The 18,548-nt window shown below is 63.3% G+C and carries 16 protein-coding genes; 6 read left to right on the forward strand and 10 right to left on the reverse strand.

What is annotated here, in order from left to right; genetic code table 11:
- Positions 1-19: 19 nt before the first annotated feature.
- Positions 20-1,645: an AMP-binding protein gene (locus ACLGL5_RS24030; RefSeq protein WP_069092188.1), complete on the forward strand. Its 1,626-nt coding sequence runs from the start codon at positions 20-22 to the stop codon at positions 1,643-1,645.
- Entirely contained in the window at positions 1,642-2,478 is an 837-nt protein-coding gene (kynA, locus tag ACLGL5_RS24035; protein ID WP_019858179.1) for a tryptophan 2,3-dioxygenase, read from the forward strand. Before ACLGL5_RS24030 ends, kynA begins: the two co-directional genes overlap by 4 nt.
- 4 nt (positions 2,479-2,482) lie before the next feature.
- On the opposite strand, the gene kynU is transcribed toward kynA, so the two are convergent.
- The 4 genes from kynU to ACLGL5_RS24055 are packed head-to-tail and all read right to left on the reverse strand — an operon-like array spanning position 2,483 to position 6,504.
- On the reverse strand, positions 2,483-3,730 hold the full coding sequence (gene kynU / locus ACLGL5_RS24040; RefSeq protein ID WP_069093422.1) for a kynureninase: 1,248 nt from the start codon (positions 3,728-3,730) through the stop codon (positions 2,483-2,485).
- 19 nt (positions 3,731-3,749) lie between these two features.
- Entirely contained in the window at positions 3,750-4,673 is a 924-nt protein-coding gene (locus ACLGL5_RS24045) for an ABC transporter permease (RefSeq protein ID WP_019858181.1), read from the reverse strand.
- A gap of 5 nt (positions 4,674-4,678) precedes the next feature.
- Positions 4,679-5,458 carry an ABC transporter ATP-binding protein gene (locus ACLGL5_RS24050; protein WP_038646859.1) on the reverse strand — a complete coding sequence of 260 codons (780 nt, stop codon included), beginning with the start codon at positions 5,456-5,458 and terminating at the stop codon, positions 4,679-4,681.
- 59 nt (positions 5,459-5,517) lie between these two features.
- A complete protein-coding gene (locus tag ACLGL5_RS24055; protein ID WP_069092189.1) occupies positions 5,518-6,504 on the reverse strand; it encodes an ABC transporter substrate-binding protein in 987 nt (328 codons plus the stop codon).
- Between the two features lie 152 nt (positions 6,505-6,656).
- On the opposite strand from ACLGL5_RS24055, the gene ACLGL5_RS24060 reads away from it, so the two are divergent.
- Together ACLGL5_RS24060 and lexA are read left to right on the forward strand one after the other, a co-directional pair.
- Positions 6,657-7,430: a GntR family transcriptional regulator gene (locus ACLGL5_RS24060; RefSeq protein WP_069093423.1), complete on the forward strand. Its 774-nt coding sequence runs from the start codon at positions 6,657-6,659 to the stop codon at positions 7,428-7,430.
- A gap of 377 nt (positions 7,431-7,807) precedes the next feature.
- Positions 7,808-8,545 carry a transcriptional repressor LexA gene (gene lexA, locus ACLGL5_RS24065; RefSeq protein ID WP_020628877.1) on the forward strand — a complete coding sequence of 246 codons (738 nt, stop codon included), beginning with the start codon at positions 7,808-7,810 and terminating at the stop codon, positions 8,543-8,545.
- Here lexA and ACLGL5_RS24070 read toward each other — a convergent pair.
- Positions 8,539-10,992 carry a ComEC/Rec2 family competence protein gene (locus ACLGL5_RS24070; protein ID WP_069092190.1) on the reverse strand — a complete coding sequence of 818 codons (2,454 nt, stop codon included), beginning with the start codon at positions 10,990-10,992 and terminating at the stop codon, positions 8,539-8,541. The two genes, lexA and ACLGL5_RS24070, sit on opposite strands and share 7 nt — an antisense overlap.
- Positions 10,993-11,095: 103 nt before the next feature.
- On the opposite strand from ACLGL5_RS24070, the gene gltX reads away from it, so the two are divergent.
- Complete coding sequence (gene gltX / locus ACLGL5_RS24075) at positions 11,096-12,520, forward strand: glutamate--tRNA ligase (protein WP_064985725.1); 1,425 nt, start codon at positions 11,096-11,098, stop codon at positions 12,518-12,520.
- Between the two features lie 183 nt (positions 12,521-12,703).
- Positions 12,704-14,032 (forward strand): citrate synthase, encoded by a 1,329-nt coding sequence (gltA, locus tag ACLGL5_RS24080; RefSeq protein ID WP_019858188.1) that lies wholly within the window; start codon positions 12,704-12,706, stop codon positions 14,030-14,032.
- A 30-nt stretch (positions 14,033-14,062) separates the two neighbouring features.
- Here the strand turns inward: gltA and lpxB are convergent, their stop codons facing one another.
- From lpxB to lpxD, 5 genes are read right to left on the reverse strand one after another with little or no spacing between them, the layout of a single operon-like run.
- The gene (gene lpxB, locus ACLGL5_RS24085) at positions 14,063-15,235 is read right to left on the reverse strand and encodes a lipid-A-disaccharide synthase (RefSeq protein ID WP_019858189.1); all 1,173 of its coding nucleotides are present in this window, start codon (positions 15,233-15,235) and stop codon (positions 14,063-14,065) included.
- A complete protein-coding gene (locus ACLGL5_RS24090) occupies positions 15,228-16,142 on the reverse strand; it encodes an LpxI family protein (protein WP_019858190.1) in 915 nt (304 codons plus the stop codon). Before ACLGL5_RS24090 ends, lpxB begins: the two co-directional genes overlap by 8 nt.
- Entirely contained in the window at positions 16,114-16,947 is an 834-nt protein-coding gene (gene lpxA / locus ACLGL5_RS24095) for an acyl-ACP--UDP-N-acetylglucosamine O-acyltransferase (RefSeq protein WP_027046851.1), read from the reverse strand. The genes ACLGL5_RS24090 and lpxA overlap by 29 nt, the downstream gene beginning before the upstream one ends.
- A gap of 13 nt (positions 16,948-16,960) precedes the next feature.
- Positions 16,961-17,428 (reverse strand): 3-hydroxyacyl-ACP dehydratase FabZ, encoded by a 468-nt coding sequence (gene fabZ, locus ACLGL5_RS24100; RefSeq protein WP_020628878.1) that lies wholly within the window; start codon positions 17,426-17,428, stop codon positions 16,961-16,963.
- Complete coding sequence (gene lpxD / locus ACLGL5_RS24105) at positions 17,421-18,476, reverse strand: UDP-3-O-(3-hydroxymyristoyl)glucosamine N-acyltransferase (RefSeq protein WP_494372776.1); 1,056 nt, start codon at positions 18,474-18,476, stop codon at positions 17,421-17,423. Before lpxD ends, fabZ begins: the two co-directional genes overlap by 8 nt.
- Positions 18,477-18,548: the final 72 nt, after the last annotated feature.

Genomic DNA, 18,548 nt, shown 5'->3' on the forward strand with positions numbered 1-18,548 from the left:
CAAATGGGATGGCGGCGACATGCTTGGGCCTTCAGCGCATATCGACACGTTCACGCGCGAACATCTGCCGCCGCCGGATCAGTGGCCGGACTTCCTGCTCGACGGCTTCGACTATCCCGAACGCCTTAACGCCGGCGTCGAATTGACCGACAGGCTGGTCGAGAAGGGTCTTGGCGATCACACCGCCCTGATCGGCAATGGCCGCCGCCGCACCTATAAGGAACTGTCTGACTGGACGAACAGGCTGGCCCACGCGCTGGTCGAGAATTATGGCGTCAAGCCGGGCAACCGGGTGCTGATCCGTTCCGCCAACAACCCCGCAATGGTTGCTTGCTGGCTGGCCGCCACCAAGGTCGGCGCGGTGGTCGTCAACACCATGCCGATGCTGCGCGCCGGCGAACTTACCAAGATCGTCGACAAGGCGGAGATCACCACCGCGCTTTGCGACACCAGGCTGATGGACGAGATGACCGCCTGCGCCAAGGACAGCGCCTTCCTGAAGCAGGTGATCGGTTTCGACGGCACCGCCAACCACGATGCCGAGCTCGACCGCGCCGCGCTCGACAAGCCGGTCACCTTCACCGCCGTCAACACCGGCCGCGACGATGTCGCCCTGCTCGGCTTCACTTCCGGCACGACGGGCGTGCCGAAGGCCACGATGCACTTCCACCGCGATCTCCTGATCATCGCTGACGCCTATGCGCGCGAAATCCTCCAGGTCACGCCGGACGACATCTTTGCCGGCTCGCCGCCGCTCGCCTTCACCTTCGGCCTTGGCGGCCTTGCCATCTTCCCTCTGCGCTTTGGAGCGGCGGCGACGCTGCTGGAACAGGCGACGCCGCCCAACATGATCCACATCATCGAGACCTACAAAGCGACCATTTCCTTCACGGCGCCTACCGCCTACCGCGCCATGCTGAAGGCCATGGATGAAGGTGCCGATTTGTCATCGCTGCGTGTCGCCGTATCGGCCGGCGAGACCTTGCCGGCTCCTGTCTTCGAGGAATGGACCGAGAAGACCGGCAAGCCGATCCTCGACGGCATCGGCGCCACCGAAATGCTGCACATCTTCATCTCCAACCGTTTTGGCGACATGAAGCCTGCATCCACCGGCAAGCCGGTGGGCGGCTATGAAGCGCGTATCGTCGACGACGCGATGCAAGAGGTGCCACGCGGCGAGACCGGACGGCTGGCGGTGCGCGGACCAACCGGCTGCCGCTACATGGCCGACGACAGGCAGAAGGAGTATGTGCGCGACGGCTGGAACCTCACCGGCGACACCTTTTCCCAGGACGAGGACGGTTTCTTCCACTTCGCCGCGCGTTCCGACGATATGATCGTCAGCGCCGGCTACAATATCGCCGGACCAGAGGTCGAAGCGGCACTGCTGTCGCATCCCGATGTCGCCGAATGCGCGGTCATAGGCGCCGATGACGGCGAACGCGGTCAGATCGTCGAGGCGCATGTCGTGCTGGTGCAAGGCGTGGCGCCCGATGCGTTGACCGTCAAGCGCCTGCAGGACCACGTCAAGGCAACGATAGCGCCCTACAAATATCCGCGCTCGGTCAAATTCATCGCCGCCCTGCCCAAGACCCAGACCGGCAAGATCCAGCGCTTCCGGCTGCGTACGGAGAAAACCAATTGAGCGAGCCCTACGATCCGGCCTCCGAAGGCGCGCAGATGTCGTTCAAGGAGCGCATGTCCTACAGCGACTATCTGCATCTGGAAAAAGTGCTCGACGCACAGACGCCGCTGTCGTCGGCGCATGACGAGATGCTGTTCATCATCCAGCACCAGACCTCGGAGCTCTGGATGAAACTTGCTTTGCACGAGATTGGCGCCGCCATACGCTCCATTCGCGCCGACCGCCTCGAGCCGAGCTTCAAGATGCTGTCGCGCGTCGCCCGGATTTTCGAGCAGTTGAACAACGCCTGGGACGTGCTGCGCACGATGACTCCAAGCGAATACACCGAGTTCCGCGACGCGCTCGGCCAATCCTCTGGCTTCCAGTCCTGGCAATACCGCGCCATCGAGTTCATGGCTGGCAACCGCAACCTAGCAATGCTCGGACCTCACAAGCACCGGCCGGACCTCACCGGCAAGCTGGAGGCCATCCTGGCCGAGCCATCGCTTTACGACGAAGCGCTGCTGCTTCTGGCGCGCAACGGGTTCGACATCGGCGCCGATGCCAAGCGCACCGACTGGCGTGAGACCCGCACCGAGAACGAAGAGGTGATGGTCGCCTGGCAGACCGTCTACCGCGATCCGCAGCGCTACTGGATGTTCTATGAGCTGGCCGAGAAGCTGGTCGATTTCGAGGACTATTTCCGCCGCTGGCGCTTCAACCATGTCACCACGGTCGAGCGCATCATCGGCCTGAAGCGCGGCACCGGCGGCACCTCAGGTGCGTCCTATCTCAAGAAGATGCTCGAGGTCGTGCTGTTTCCGGAACTGTGGACGGTCCGCACGCGGCTCTGAGGTCTCAAGTCACCGCCGTCTTGACCGCGAAACGCGCTTCCTGCCAGGCGCCGGTGCGCAGGATGTCCTCGAGCACCTCGACCGCCTGCCAGACGTCCTTGTAGCCGACATAGAGCGGCGTGAAGCCGAAGCGGATGGTCGACGGCGCGCGGAAATCGCCGATCACACCGCGCTCGATCAAGGCCCGCATCACCTGGTAGCCATGCGGGTGGAGGAACGACACCTGGCTGCCGCGCGCATTGCCGTCGCGCGGACCTTCGAGTTCGAGGCCGTAGGCGCCGCATCTGGCTTCGACGAGCTGGATGAACAGGTCGGTGAGCGCGATGCTCTTCTTGCGCACCGCCGCCATGTCGACATCGTCCCAGATATCGAGCGCCCCTTTCAGCGCCCGCATCGACAGCACCGGCTGCGTGCCGCACAGGAACCGGCGGATGCCGCTGCCGGCCGCATAACTTTGTTCAAAAGCGAAGGGCCGTGCATGGCCCCACCAACCGCTCAGCGGCTGATGGACGTCGTCGTGGTGGCGCTTCGCTGCATAGATGAACGCCGGCGCACCCGGACCGCCATTGAGATATTTGTAGGTGCAGCCAATGGCGAAATCGGCGTTCGCAGCATCGAGTTCGACCGGCAACGCGCCGGCCGTATGGCAGAGATCCCAGACGATCAGCGCACCGACCTGATGGGCCTTGCACGTCAGCGCGGCCATGTCGCGCAATTGTCCGGTTTTGTAATTGACGTGGTTGACCAGGATGACCCCGACGCGCTCATCGATCAGCTCCTCGATGGTGGGCGCGTCGACGCCTTCGAGCCGCAGCACCGTGCCCGGCCGCGTCGAGGCCACGCCTTCGGCCATGTAGAGATCGGTCGGGAAACTGTCGCCCTCAGCGACGATGACCGAGCGGTTCGGCCGAATGCCAAGGGCTGCATGCAGCACCTTGTAGATGTTGATCGAGGTCGTGTCGCAGACCACCGTCTGGCCGGCCTCGGCGCCGATCAGACGTCCGAGTTGGTCGCCGAGCGCGACCGGCATGTCGAACCAGCCCGCGGTGTTCCAGGCGCGGATGAGATCCTGCGCCCATTCCTGCGTCGCCGCCTTTTGCAGCTCGTTGAAGACGGCGGGCGCCGCGGCACCCAGCGAGTTGCCGTCGAGGTAGATCACACCTTCCGGCAAAATGAAGCGGTCGCGCATGGCACGCAGCGGATCCGCCGCATCCATGGCTTCGACTGCGGCGAGATCGATCGTTGCACGCATGATGTGTGACATTCCCTGGTTATTCACGGATCGCTTCGCGCGCGGGCGCTGGTCCCCGGCTGCGCTTGAGGCTCGGCAGAGCAAGCATGGCGAGCACGAACAGGCCCGTGGCAAGCTTCAGGTCGGGAGGCGGCATGCCGGCGGCAAGGCAGAACGACACCAGCTGGTAGTAGATGATCGCGCCGGCAAAGGGCGCCAGCAGCTGGCGCGAGACCGTCTGCTTGCCAACGACCGCCTCGCCGATCATCAGCGCGGCAAGGCCGTTGATGAGGATGCCCAGCCCCATATTGACGTCGGCAAATCCCTGCGACTGCACCATCAACGCGCCGCTCGAGGCCGAAAACGCGCTTGCCAGCCCGACACCGCCTATGGTCGCCGCCCAGACATTGATGCCCTGCGCCTCGGCCATGTCGGGATTGGCGCCGACGGCGCGCACGGCGGTCCCCTTCTCGGTTCTGAAGAACATGTAGAGCGCCGCAAAGGCGATGAGCGCGAGAAGGCCGGCGACGACGATCTTGCTGGCCGGAAAACCCGGCCGCGCGAACGGCACCCAATCGAACACGGTGGGCGAGCCGAAAACCGAAAGGTTAGACTTGCCCATGATGCGCAGGTTGATGCTGTAGAGCATCGTCATCATCAGGATGCCCGCCAGCAGCGTGTGGATGCGGAAGCGCAGATGGATGAAGGCGGTGCAGCAACCCGCCGCGAAGCCCGCCACAAATGCGACGACGATGCAGGTCAGCGGCGATACCCCGGCAGCCAGCAGCACGCCGCAGACGCAGCCGCCCAGCGGAAAGGCGCCTTCGCTAGTGAGATCGGGAAAGTTCAGCATGCGGAACGGGATCATGATGCCGAGCACGACAAAGGCCAGGATCAGGCTCTGCGCCAGGGTCACCGGCATGATCGCGACAAAGCTCGTCAGAACGTCCGGAATAAAGCCCATGGTGATCAGCTCGCCAGCAACATGCGGTCGGTCTTGATGGAAAAATGGCCGATCAGATCGATAACCGTGACCCTCGCCTTCTCCTCGCCGGAGACCTCCAGCAGGACCCGGCCCGCGTCGAGCATGATCACCCGGCTGCCATAGTCGACGGCGTGCTGCATGTTGTGGGTCACCATCAGCGTGGTCAGCTTCAGCGCGTTGACGGCACGCACCGTCGCCTGCATGACGATCTCGGCCGTGCGCGGGTCGAGTGCCGCGGTATGCTCGTCGAGCAGCAGCAGGTCCGGCGATCCGCCGACTGCCATGATCAGCGACAGCGACTGCCGCTGCCCGCCCGAGAGCAGGTCGACACGGGTGTCGAGACGATTTTCGAGGCCGAGGCCCAATATCGACAGGCGCTCCTTGTAGGACGCGAGCCGCGTGGCGTTCAGCCCTTGCCGCAGCGTGCGTTTTTGGCTGCGCAGATCGGCCAGCAGCATGTTCTCCGCCACGGTCATGCTGGCGGCGGTGCCTCGCATCGGATCCTGGAAGACGCGCGCCAATCGTGTGGCGCGCTTGTGCACCGGCATGGCTGTCACGTCGGCGCCGTTGATCAGGATCTTGCCGGAATCCAGGACGAGGGCTCCGGAAATAGCGTTGAGCATGCTGCTCTTGCCGGCCCCGTTGGAGCCGATGACGATGCCGAACTCGCCGGTGGCCAATGACAGGCTGAGGCCGTCGAGCGCGACCTTCTCGTCGGCCTGCCCCTTGTAGAATACTTTGCGCGCGGATCGGATATCGAGCATCGTTCCTCCCTGGCCGGAAGGGCGACGGCGCCAACGCCATCGCCCCTTGCAGCCCGATATCAGTCGACGATGCAGCCGCAATCGGCCATCGAAGCCGGTATCTCGATGCCGAACGCGGCCATCGCCTTGCGGGAAATCGTTGCCATGTGATCCTTGTAGGCCGGGCGCGACGGCGCGATCGTCTTGGGATCCTTGCCCTTGAGGATTTCGGCGGCGATGTTGCCGGCGTTCATGCCGACCTGCGTGTAATTGACCGCGAAGCTCGCCGGCACGGTGCCGTTGCGGACCGCGCTGTCATCAGAGTTGACGACCGGGATACCGGCCTGGCGTGCGGCCGCGGAGACAGCGGCGATTGCCGGCTGGATCAGGTTCGAGGCCGGACCGTAGATCACGTCAGCCTTGCCGGCGAGCGAAGCGATGCGTTGCTGGATGTCATTGACGTTGTCGATGCCGACTTCCACGACCTCGAAACCGGCCGCCGGCGCCGCCGCCTTGATCTTTTCTATCAGGGCAACGTCATTGGCCTCGCCTGGATTGTAAGGCACCCCGAAGCGCTTGGCGTTCGGCAGCAGCTTCTTGGTGAAGGCCATCACCGCGGCGACATCCTGCAGATCGCTGGCGCCGGTCATGCCTTCGTCTCCGGCGTCCCACGACGGCACCAGCTTGGCCGCCACCGGATCGGTGACAGCGGCAAAGACGATCGGAATGCCGGAACCGGCGAGCGCCTTCTTGGCGATCTGCGATACCGGCGTGGTGATGGTGTAGATCAGCTTGGGCTGCTCCGCCTGCAGCTTGGCAATCATCTGCGGCACCAGCGATGCATCGAAGTTGGTATGGCTTTCGGTGTAGACGACGTCCTTGCCCTCGACAAAACCGTTGTCCGTCAATGCCTTCTTGAAGCCGGCTATGGCGGCATTGAGCTGCGGATGCTCGCCGAAATTAGCGATGCCGATGCGTATCTGATCGGCCGCGGCGCTGCCTGCGCTGACCATTAATGCGCCTGCCAGGGCCAATCCCGACAGCCAAGCGGACTTCGACTTCAACATCATTTCCTCCCAGATTTGATCAGCGCCGCCCACAGGACGGCAACTGCGGCGATCATGGTCAGTCGCCCGCCGTGTGTCAAACATTATATATAATTCTTGCCATACCTCCGCTTCATATATAATTTTCGCAAGCCGATGACGGACGGATGGCGATGCAGGATCAGAACAATTCCACGAAGACCGAGGCGGCCTATCAGCTGCTGCGGCGCGATATCCTGACCACCCGCCTCATGCCGGGCGCGCCGCTCAAGCTGAGCGCGCTGCGCGGCACATACGGCGTCGGCTGGACGCCGCTGCGTGAAGCCTTGTCCCGACTTGAAGCCGAGCGCCTGGTCACCGCCATCAGCAATCGCGGCTTTGCCGTCGCTCCCGTGTCGCGCGCCGAGCTCGAGGACTTGGCGCGCGCAAGGATGGTTGTCGAAATGCCGCTGTTCCTGGAATCGATCGCGAACGGCGGCAGGGAATGGGAGGACGCGGTCGTCACCGCTCATTACCGGCTCTCCCGGTGCAAGACCGCGGTCGAAGACCCTTCCGATGCGGCCGTCGACAAATGGGACGAGAGCCACGAGGCCTTCCATGCGGCTCTGCTGAGCGCGGCGACGTCGAACTGGCTATTGCGCTTCCGCTCGACGATCGCCGATCAACTGCGTCGGCATCATCGGTTTCTCGGCCTGGCGCCGACATTGCGGGCGGCGGCCGGCCTCAAGGACGGCTATGGCGAGGCTATGGACGCCCTGCGCGAGGCGATCGCCATCGAGCATCACACCGCAATCATGGAAGCGGCGCTCGATCGCAATGTCGAGCGGGCAAAGGCGCTGATGACCGCGCATATCGGCTACACGCTGCATGTCTATGTCCACAGCGAAGACAACGGCGCCAACACCTACACCGCGCGCGCCGGCAGCCTGAAAGCGGTTTCCGGATGACGTTGCCGCGGCGTCCATATCCACGCGGCCATGGCCGGCCTGAACCCGCGACCGTTGGCATTTTGATTTCGTTTCGTTCCGCCGGAAATGGATCGATACACCGTACAAATCCGCTCTGTGGACGCCTCTCAAATGCCTGATGCCAAACCGCATCCAGGGGTAGGCCACAGGCCATTAACCAAAATGATTTCAATGAACCTGCGGGGAGCGGAAGCGGTCTAGCGCGGCCCGCTGCCGGGGCCAAATAATTTCGGACGCGTTAACAAATTCATTAAACTTTAAACAGTTGCGGAACACAACTGGAACAGATAGTGTTTGTTCTGGGTTTGTTTTTCGATTCTGATTCACACCCGTCGTTCAATGCCTTGGGGGCCGCCATGCTGACACGCAAGCAACATGAACTGCTGATGTTCATTCATGAACGGCTCAAGGAAAGCGGCATTCCGCCTTCCTTCGACGAAATGAAGGAAGCGCTCGATCTTGCCTCCAAGTCAGGCATTCATCGCCTGATCACGGCACTGGAGGAACGCGGCTTCATTCGCCGGCTGCCCAACCGGGCGCGGGCGCTGGAAGTGCTGCGGCTGCCGGATTCGATCGCACCCGGCCTCAACGCGGCAAAGAAATTCTCGCCAAGCGTCATCCAGGGCAGCCTCGGCCAGGGTGGTCTTGGCCGCCAGATCAAGCCGGCGGCATCGCGCTTGCCCGCGGCCGGCAATAATGACGATGCGGTTTCCGCCGTGTCGATCCCGGTGATGGGTCGCATCGCCGCTGGTGTGCCGATCGATGCCATCCAGCATCAGACACATTCGATCTCGGTACCGCCGGACATGATCATGGGTGGCGAGCATTATGCACTTGAGGTCAAGGGCGACTCGATGATCGACGCCGGCATCTTCGACGGCGACACGGTCATCATCCGCAACGCCGACACGGCGAGCCCGGGCGAGATCGTCGTGGCGTTGGTCGACGAGGAGGAAGCAACCCTGAAACGGTTCCGCCGCAAGGGCGCCTCGATCGCCCTTGAAGCCGCCAACCCGGCCTACGAGACGCGCATTTTCGGGCCAGACAGGGTCAAGGTGCAAGGCAAGCTTGTCGGGTTGATCCGGCGCTACTGAGCAGGAACGGCAGGCTTTTCGGGTTTTTGATAGGGCGGCAGCCCCCTCGCCTCGCGCGAAAATTTTCGCTGCTCGTGCCAGGGCCGATATGGCCCGTCCACCGCGAAGCTGATGATTGGCGGACCTGTCGCCGATTGGCGGTCGAAGAAGACGGCGGCACTGCCCTTGCGGGCAAGTTGCCGTTTGGTGACGACAACAACCAGCGGATTGTGGCAGGAATCATAGCCGGTTGCGTCATTGACGACGATCAAATCGGCGAAGCCGCAAGCCTTCCAGGTGTCCTTGCGGTCTTCGACATGCGCGATGATCGCCCCTGACGGGTGCCGGGCAAGACAGACGCCATCCGTGCAATAAAACGGCGCTCCCGGCGGCAGATTGGCGGCATCGGCAATGTCGAATTGCCAGTCCGCCTTGTCGAACATCTCCGGCACGACGATGGTTTCGGACACCAGCGCGCGTTTCCAATTGTCGACGGTGAACTCGTTCGGGCGAGCCCGGCTGACCGCGAGTTCTCCACCGCCGATCGGCAGCGCCACCAAACGCGCATCTTCGGAAATCAGCACATCCGGGGCGCGCGTATCCGATACTGTCAGCAGGCCGGCAAGCGCGAATGGCACTGCCGCGAGCCGCAGCCAGGTCGTCGCCATCGTCGCGATGATCAGGGCGATGGTCACCAGCAGCACGGATTGCTGCGAAATCAGCCCGACCGCATCGACCGGGGAGCGCTCCGATATCCACGCCGATATGGCGATCATTGCGGTCAGGCCCTTGCCCATCACGTAAAGGAAGGGACCGTCGGCACCAAAGGGCATCGCAAGCGAACTGAGAACAGCGAAAGGCATGACAATCAGTGACACGATCGGCATGACGGCCAGATTGGCGAACAGGCTGAGCGGCGACACACGCTGGAAATGCCAGATGGCAAACAGCGCCGTGGCGCAGCCGGCGATGATGGATGTCATCGCCAACCCACCCGTCGCCAGCAGGAATTTTCGCGTGAGAAAACCCGGCAGGGATCGCTTTGGCGGTGGCGGTCTTGCCTTTCCCGCATGGTGATCCGCCCAGCCGGCATAAGCCCCGACCAGCGCCGCGGTCGCGGCGAACGACATCTGGAAGCTTGGGCCGACTACCTCATGCGGCGACACCACAATGACGGCGATCGCCGAGATCGCAAGATTGCGCATGGTCAGCGCCGCGCGATCGAACAGCACGGCAATCAGCATCACCGCCAGCATGATGAAGCTGCGTTCGGCCGCGACGACGACGCCGGAAATGACGAGATAGGCGGCGATCGAGAAAAGGGCCGCGGCGGCCGCATATTTCTTCACCGGCCGACGCGCGGAAAAGTCCGGAAACAGCGCGAAGGCGCCGCGCAGCAGCCCCATGATGGTACCGGCGACGAGCGCCATATGCAGTCCGGAAATGGAGATGATGTGATAGATGCCGGTGCGTCGCATCGCCTCGTTGATTTCATCGGGAATGCCGGCCCGCACGCCGACGATCAGCGCCGCCGCGATCTCACCCTCGGCACCGCCAACCGTGGCCCTGATGTGGTCGGCAATGGCTTCACGGGCATTTTCTATCCCCGAGAAAAGGCGGGCCGTGAGCGGCACCTCGTCGTCCGTGGCTGAGACAAGCTTTGGGTTGCCGAGAAAGAATCCGCTGCCGCCAATGCCGGCAAAATAGCTGTCGAAGGAGAAATCGTAACTGTCCGGCCGCACCGGACCGGTCGGCGGCAACAGTTTAGCATAGCCGGTGACCAGGGAGCCGGCAGTCATTTCCGCCGGGATATCTCGCGCCGAAAGCCTGACCCTTTCCGGCGCATAGCGCAGTTTCGGCCGGGCGGTCGACGTCACGTCGATGGTCAGCCGGATGCGGCCGGTCTCCATCCGGTCGAGCGAAACGACACGGCCGGTGACTTGCGCCGAGATTTCCGAACCCAGCATCTGGGTGCCCGCCCGCCATGTCTCGACCTTGGCGACAAGCAGGCCAAGCGCGCACAACAATGCCGCCGTGAAGCCCAGATGGGTTTTGGGCCAGGAGCGCGAAACAAATGCACAGACCGCCATCAGCACGACGACCGCGACAGGCTTTGCAAAATCAGGCTCCGTCGCGAGCGAATAATAGCCGATCGCTCCAGCGGCCAGACAAACCGGCACCAGCAGGAAGGCGATGCCCCGGTCAAGCTCGAGCTCCGCTGCCGTCGCCGCACTATGGCGTAGGCGAGGCCAGGAAACCCGGGCGAGTCGCCGCCGGACACGCACAATCCGGCCTGAAGCAGGCGGCGGAAGTGTCGCCGGCATATCCGCCTGCGGCGGCTGGCTGCCGGGTGCAGGCATAAGGGGCGATGGCAGTGGGTTCGCAAGGGGAGATGCAAACAACGACCGTTCGCTGACGCCAACACCAGCGTCCTCGCCCTGATCCGAGCCCCAGCCTCGTCCAGCCATCGGGTCCTGCCCCTTGCACCCCTGACGCCCTATGCTACATGAACGCGCGACGCGCGAAAGTCCGCGCGGCCGCACCCCGCTTCAGATGGTTTCCGAGAGTTTCATGTCCGACAAGGTCGTCACCCGTTTTGCCCCCTCGCCCACCGGCTATCTGCACATCGGCGGCGCGCGCACGGCTCTGTTCAACTGGCTCTATGCCAAACACACCGGCGGCACGATGCTGCTGCGCATCGAGGACACCGATCGCGAGCGTTCGACCGCCGCCGCGACGGCTGCCATCCTCGACGGCCTCTCCTGGCTCGGCTTGACCTGGGACGGCGACGCGGTCTCGCAGTTCGAGCGCGCGCCACGCCACCGCGAGGTCGCGGAGGAACTCGTGCGTCTGGGCAAGGCCTATTACAGCTACGAGACGCCGGCCGAGTTGGAGGCGATGCGCGAGGCAGCACGGGCCAAGGGCCTGCCGCCGCGCTACAACGGCCAGTGGCGCGACCGCGCCCCCTCTGAGGCGCCTGCGGGCGTCAAGGGCGCCATCCGCATCAAGGCGCCGACCGAAGGCGAGACGATCGTCCATGACCGCGTCCAGGGCGAGGTGCGCTTCCCCAACAAGGATCTCGACGACTTCATCATCCTGCGTTCGGACGGCAACCCAACCTACATGCATGCCGTCGTCGTCGACGACCACGACATGGGTGTCACCCACATCATCCGCGGCGACGACCACCTGACCAATGCGGCCCGCCAGACCGTGATCTACAACGCCATGGGCTGGGACGTGCCGTCTATGTCGCACATCCCGCTGATCCATGGCGCCGACGGCGCCAAGCTGTCGAAGCGCCATGGCGCGCTCGGCGTCGAAGCCTATCGGGCCATGGGCTACCTGCCGGAGGCACTGCTCAACTACCTGGCGCGCCTGGGCTGGAGTCATGGCGATGACGAGATCATGTCGATCAAGGACATGATCTCCTGGTTCGATATCGGCGACGTCAACAAGGGCGCTGCCCGCTTCGATTTCGCCAAGCTGGAAGCGATCAACGGCGCGCATATGCGGCGCATGGCCGACGCGAAGCTGTTGGACATCTTCATCGCCACTCTGCCCTATCTCGAGGGTGGCCCGGCGATGGCCGCGCGCCTCAACGAACACAACAAGGCGCAGTTGCTGGCGGCCCTTCCGGGCCTGAAGGAGCGCGCCAAGACGCTGGTCGAGCTCGTCGATGGCGCGGCCTATCTGTTCGCCACGCGACCGCTGCCGGTCGACGAGAAGGCGGCCCTCCTGCTCAACGACGACGCCCGCAAGATCCTGCGCGGCGCTCACGAAGCTTTGAATGCGTTTTCCGGCGACTGGACTGCAGCCGCGGCGGAAGCCGTGATCCGCGACTATGCGCTGGCCGGTGGCCACAAGCTTGGCGCCGTGGCCCAACCGTTGCGGGCCGCGCTGACCGGCAAAAGCACCTCGCCTGGCGTGTTCGACGTGCTTGCCGTGCTTGGGCGCGAGGAAAGCCTGGCGCGCATAGCGGATCAAATCGATTAGGAGCAAACTGGCCCAAGAAGATTGGCATTGAAAGGCGCGTTTCGCAGTGCAACATTAGGCCTTGGCCCAATCTGGCACGCACCTCCTAAAATGCGGTGGCGAATACGCGCATTGCGGTGATTTCGACGTGTCGCTCTGCAGAATTTGCCTTTGCCGGCATGAGGAAACAACAAGGAGTTTGCAATGACCGAAGCTGCGAAAAAACTGGATGTGGGCGGCGCGAACCAAGAGGCTACCGCAACGCTTCAATTCGCCGGCAAGACCCATGAATTCAAGGTGCGAAGCGGCTCCGTCGGACCCGACGTCATCGACATCGCCTCGCTCTACAGCACGACCGGCGCCTTCACCTACGACCCCGGCTTCACTTCGACGGCAAGCTGTGAGTCCGAGATCACCTTCATCGACGGCGATGCCGGTATTCTCCTCCACCGCGGCTATCCGATCGACCAGCTGGCCGAACACGGCGACTTCCTCGAAGTCTGCTATCTCCTGCTCTACGGCGAACTGCCGACCAAGGCGCAGAAGGACGATTTCGACTACCGCGTGACGCGCCACACCATGGTGCACGAGCAAATGTCGCGCTTCTTCACCGGCTTCCGCCGCGACGCGCACCCGATGGCGGTGATGTGCGGCGTGGTGGGCGCGCTGTCGGCCTTCTATCACGACTCCACCGACATCTCCGACCCCTACCAGCGCATGGTGGCGTCGATGCGCCTGATCGCCAAGATGCCGACGATCGCGGCCATGGCCTACAAGTACCACATCGGCCAGCCCTTCATTTACCCGAAGAACGATCTCGGTTTCGCGGCAAACTTCCTGCATATGTGCTTTGCGGTGCCATGCGAGGAGTACAAGATCAACCCGGTGCTGGCGCGCGCCATGGAGCGCATCTTCATCCTGCACGCCGATCACGAGCAGAATGCCTCCACCTCGACGGTTCGCCTCGCCGGCTCGTCGGGCGCCAACCCGTTCGCCTGCATCGCCGCCGGCATCGCTTGCCTGTGGGGCCCGGCCCATGGCGGCGCCAATGAAGCGGCGCTCAACATGCTGGGCGAGATCGGCCATGTCGATCACATCCCGGAATTCATCGCCCGCGCCAAGGACAAAAACGACCCGTTCCGGCTGATGGGCTTTGGTCACCGCGTTTACAAGAACTACGATCCTCGCGCGAAAATCATGCAGAAAACGGCGCACGAGGTGCTGGGCGAACTCGGCATCAAGGACGATCCGCTGCTCGACATCGCGATGGAACTGGAAAAGATCGCGCTGACCGACCCCTATTTCATCGAGAAGAAGCTCTACCCGAATGTCGATTTCTATTCCGGCATCACGCTGAAGGCGCTGGGCTTCCCCACCACCATGTTCACCGTGCTGTTTGCGGTCGCACGCACCGTCGGCTGGATCGCGCAGTGGAAGGAGATGATCGAGGATCCGCGCCAGAAGATCGGCCGCCCGCGCCAGCTCTACACCGGTGCGCCGGAGCGCGACTACGTGCCGATCGCCAAGCGCTGACCGAAGCTGCCGATTAAAAAAAGGCGCCTCTCAGGGCGCCTTTTTTATATGGCGCAGCACAACGCCCGCCGCGATCTCGCCCGACGGCTTGTCCGTCGCCATGCGCAGCGCAATCTCCGCAAAGCCGTCCTTCTGCCAGGCGCGCATGCCGCTGTCGGCAAACAACGCTTCCAGTTGGCGAGCCAGATTGTTCGGCTTGACGTACTCGTTGTAGAACTCCGGGATGAGCGCGCGATCCGAGATGAGATTGGGCAGCAGCGCCGACCAGACCGAAACAAGATACGGCGCAACGGCACGGGCGACCGGATCGAGCCTGTAGGACGACACCATCGGCACACCAGCCAAAGCCAGTTCCAGCGACACGGTCCCCGATGCGATCAGCGCGGCATCGGCCTTGCCGAAAGCCTGCCATTTGCGTTGCGGATCAACGATGATTTCGGGTTTTTCGTCCCAACGATTGACCGAGGATTTGACGAGATCGGCGACATGCGGAACCGTCGGCAGCAGCAGTCGCAGCCGATGCCCGCGCGCGCGCAGCATCGACACGGTCTCGCCGAATGGTTCGATCAGTCGCCGTACCTCGCCGCGCCGCGAGCCCGGCAGGACGAGCAATGTCTTGATCCGGTCCTGGGCAAGATCGCGCGGCAAGGCCTGCGCCTTCTGGGCGGCAAGCACGCCCGCATCATGCGTCAGGCGATGCCCGACATAGGTGCCCGGCGGGCCGCCCAGCCGGTCGAGTTCCTTCACCTCGAACGGCAGGATGCAGAGGATATGGTCGACATAGGGCTTCATCGCCACCGCCCTGCCCGGCCGCCAGGCCCAGACGCTCGGGCAGACATAATGGATGATCGGTATCGACGGATTGGCTGCCCGCACCTTCCTGGCGACGCGCAAGGAAAAGTCCGGACTGTCGATGGTGACCAGACAGTCCGGCTTTTCTTCGGCGATGGTTTTGGCCAGTTGGCCGATCCGCCTGATGAGGCGCGGCAGGTCGCGCAGGACGGCGCTGAAACCCATCAGCGCGATCTCACCGGCATCGAAGGGCGACACCAGGCCCAATTCGCCGAGATGCCGGCCGCCGAGGCCGACGAGCCGCACCTCGCGACCTGTTATCTGACGGAGCGAACGCACGATGTCGGCGCCGAGCAGGTCACCCGATTCCTCGCCGGCGACGATCGCGATCTTCAACGCCCTGTCAGCCATGTGCAGGCTCCGCTGCGGCCAGGCCGACGATGAACAGACCAAGTTCATTGGCGCGCGACAGGGTTGCGGGGCCTTCGAGGATCAGTGAGCGCCCCGCTTCGACGGCAATGCCGGCAAGCCCGGCCGCATGTGCCGCTTCGACCGTCTGCGGCCCGATGGATGGAAGGTCCGCGCGCAGTTCCTGGCCAGGCTTGGCACATTTGACCAGGACACCGCGGGTCTTGCCGGCGATGCGGCCGTGGCCACGCAGCAGTTTGGCGCGGTCGAGCAATCCGGCCGTACCCTCGATGCCCTCGAGCGCAATGGCCCGGCCGCCGACCGCGATCGCCGCCTGGCCGATATCCAGCGCCCCAATGGCCTTCGCCGCGGCAAAGCCTGCCTCGATGTCGCGCCAATCCGATTTCTGCGGCACCGCTTTGGTCAAGACCCCTTCGGCGGCGACCAGGCTCGGCACGATTTCGTGGGCGCCCATGACCTTTATCCCTCGGGCCTCGAGACCGCGCGCCACCACCTTCAACAGGCCATCGTCGCCACGCGCCAGCGCCATGACGACAATTGGTATCACCCCCAGCAGGCTAAGGCTTGGGCGCAGATGCGTCAGCCTTGGCCGGCGCTTGATCTCGCCGGCAAGGACCAGATGGGTAATCCGGTGGCGTTTGAGCAATGGAATAAGCGAGCCGATCGCCTCCAGCGCAAGGGTCTCATGCTCGTACCGGCACAATTCCGGCAGACGGTCGGCTTCGCCCTCCATGAGGACGATGAAGGGCGGATAACCTTGCCCGGCCGAGCCCGCCGCGACTTCGACCGGAAGACTGCCGCCGCCTGCGATGATGCCGACCCTGGCATCTGGCGGGAGATCAAGACCGGCGGAAGCGGCCTCAGTCTTCATCGTCGGTATCGTCGCCATCGCTGCCTTTTAGCGATGGCACTGCATAGTGCCGCTTGCCGCGACTGCTGATGAAGTCGACGATCTTCATGGCGGTCGGCGAAGAGGCGAACTCGGCCTTGGCGAATTCGATGTTCTCGCCAACGGTGCGAGAGCGGTCGAAAATCGTCCTGTAGGCTTTGCGCAACAGATAGATTTCGGAACGCGGCAGACCGGCGCGCTTGAGGCCGATGATGTTCAAACCGCGCAAGCTGGCGCGGTTGCCGACGGCAATGGCATAGGGAATGACGTCACCAACGAAGGCCGAGCACCCGCCAAGAAAGGCATTGTCGCCGACACGCACGAATTGATGAACGGCACTGAGGCCGCCTATATAGACGTTGTCGCCAATCTCGCAGTGGCCGCCCAGCGTCGCGCCATTGGCGAAGGTGGCGTTCTTGCCGACAACGCAATCATGGGCGATGTGGGCGTAGGCAAGGAAATTGCCATTGTCGCCCACTGTCGTTTCGCCGCGGCTGGTGTCGGTCCCGACATGCATCGTGACGCCTTCCCGGATGGTGCAGTTGGCGCCGATGACCAGCGTCGTGCGGCCGCCCTGGTGTTTGGTGTTCTGCGGCGGTGCGCCCAATGTCGCCATCGGATAGACCTTGGTCGAGGCGCCGATGGTGGTCGCGCCCATGACGGAGACATGGCTGACCAGTTCGACACCATCGCCGATCACGGCATCGGCGCTGATATGGCAGAACGGCCCTATGCGCACACCCTGACCGATTTGAGCGCCCTCTTCCATGACGGAGGAAGGATGGATTGAAGTCTTGATTTTCATAAGCACTCGATCGTCAGTCGCCGGTGACCATCATGGCTGAAATCTCGGCCTCGGCCGCCTTGGTGCCATCGACCAGGGCTTCGCAGGCGAATTTGAGCAGGTTGCCGCGCTTCTTGATTTTCTTGACGTGAATCTTCAACTGGTCGCCGGGAACGACCGGTTTGCGGAATTTGGCATTGTCGATGGTCAGGAAATAGACCAGCGACGGCTTCGACGCCCCAAGGCTGCGGATGCAGATGGCGCCTGCCGTCTGCGCCATGGCCTCGACGATCAGCACGCCCGGCATCACCGGCTGCTCCGGGAAATGCCCCTGAAAATGCGGCTCGTTGATGGTGACGTTCTTGATGCCTACGGCGGAATCGTCGCCATCGATGTCGACGATGCGGTCGATCATCAGGAAGGGATAGCGGTGCGGCAGGAGCTTCATCAGCCCCAGTATGTCGACCGCTTCCAGCGTCGTCGCCGCCACCATATCAGCCATTGTCCTTGCCCTGCTTGCGTGCCCTGGCCATCGTGCGCAACATGGCTATCTCCCGCATGGCTTCCGCCATCGGCTGTGCCGGATAACCGCCCCAGATCTCGCCGGCGGGAACATTGCTCATAAATCCACTTCTGGCGGCAAGCTTGGCTCCTGAGCCGATGGTCAAGTGATCCGCGAGCCCGACGCCGCCGCCCATCGTAACGTTGTCACCCACGACCACGGAACCGGAAATACCTGAAAGCCCGGCCACTATGCAATTGCGGCCGATGCGGACGTTATGGGCGATCTGCACGAGATTGTCGATCTTGGTGCCCTGACCGATGATCGTATCGGACATGGCGCCGCGATCGACGGTGGAATTGGAACCGATCTCGACATCGTCCTGGATGACGACCCGTCCGATCTGGGGAACGCGTTCTGGACCCTTGGCACCGCCGACAAAGCCGAAGCCGTCCTGGCCGATCCTGGCGCCGCCATGGATGATGACCCGATTGCCGATCAGCGCGTACTGGATGCTGGCGCCCGGGCCGACATAGCCGTCACGGCCGATCTGGCAGGATTGTCCAATAACCGCGTTTGGCGCGATGACGGTGCCCTTGCCGATCGAGACGCCTGGCCCGATGACCACACCTGCCTCGATAATGGCGCCGCCTTCGATATGCGCGGTCGGATCGATATGGGCATGCGGTGAAACACCGGTCTCACTGGTCATTGGACCCGGCGTGGCAGCTGTCGGAAACAGCAGTCGGCCGACCAGCGCGAATGCCTGTTGCGGACGCGGATGGACCAAAACGGCGACGCTGGACGGCGCCTTGTTGGCGAATTCCGCCGGACACAGCACCGCGGCCGCCCGCAATGACGGCATCAGCGCGGAATTGCGCCTGCCATCGACGAAGACGAGCGCATTGGCACCGCCTTCGTGGGCCGGCGCCAGCGCCTCGATCGAAACGTCGGATTGGCCGGAATCGACAAGCACCGAGCCGGTCAGATTCGCGACTTCGGCCGCCGTATACCGGCGTGATGGCGCGAAGAACACCGGATCGGTCATTCCAGAAGCTATATCCAGCTAGGTCGGAACATTTCTCCCGGATCCAAAAAACCCGGGAGCATCGTTAGCCGC

The organism is Mesorhizobium sp. U510, assembly GCF_059180695.1.

Coding starts and splice junctions, on each gene's coding strand:
- ACLGL5_RS24030 (WP_069092188.1), top strand. CDS start 20: ATGCTTGGGCCTTCAGCGCATATCGACACGTTCACGCGCGAACATCTG.
- kynU (WP_069093422.1), bottom strand. CDS start 3,730: ATGCGTGCAACGATCGATCTCGCCGCAGTCGAAGCCATGGATGCGGCG.
- ACLGL5_RS24045 (WP_019858181.1), bottom strand. CDS start 4,673: ATGGGCTTTATTCCGGACGTTCTGACGAGCTTTGTCGCGATCATGCCG.
- ACLGL5_RS24050 (WP_038646859.1), bottom strand. CDS start 5,458: ATGCTCGATATCCGATCCGCGCGCAAAGTATTCTACAAGGGGCAGGCC.
- ACLGL5_RS24055 (WP_069092189.1), bottom strand. CDS start 6,504: ATGTTGAAGTCGAAGTCCGCTTGGCTGTCGGGATTGGCCCTGGCAGGC.
- ACLGL5_RS24060 (WP_069093423.1), top strand. CDS start 6,657: ATGCAGGATCAGAACAATTCCACGAAGACCGAGGCGGCCTATCAGCTG.
- lexA (WP_020628877.1), top strand. CDS start 7,808: ATGCTGACACGCAAGCAACATGAACTGCTGATGTTCATTCATGAACGG.
- ACLGL5_RS24070 (WP_069092190.1), bottom strand. CDS start 10,992: ATGGCTGGACGAGGCTGGGGCTCGGATCAGGGCGAGGACGCTGGTGTT.
- gltX (WP_064985725.1), top strand. CDS start 11,096: ATGTCCGACAAGGTCGTCACCCGTTTTGCCCCCTCGCCCACCGGCTAT.
- gltA (WP_019858188.1), top strand. CDS start 12,704: ATGACCGAAGCTGCGAAAAAACTGGATGTGGGCGGCGCGAACCAAGAG.
- lpxB (WP_019858189.1), bottom strand. CDS start 15,235: ATGGCTGACAGGGCGTTGAAGATCGCGATCGTCGCCGGCGAGGAATCG.
- ACLGL5_RS24090 (WP_019858190.1), bottom strand. CDS start 16,142: ATGGCGACGATACCGACGATGAAGACTGAGGCCGCTTCCGCCGGTCTT.
- lpxA (WP_027046851.1), bottom strand. CDS start 16,947: ATGAAAATCAAGACTTCAATCCATCCTTCCTCCGTCATGGAAGAGGGC.
- fabZ (WP_020628878.1), bottom strand. CDS start 17,428: ATGGCTGATATGGTGGCGGCGACGACGCTGGAAGCGGTCGACATACTG.
- lpxD (WP_494372776.1), bottom strand. CDS start 18,476: ATGACCGATCCGGTGTTCTTCGCGCCATCACGCCGGTATACGGCGGCC.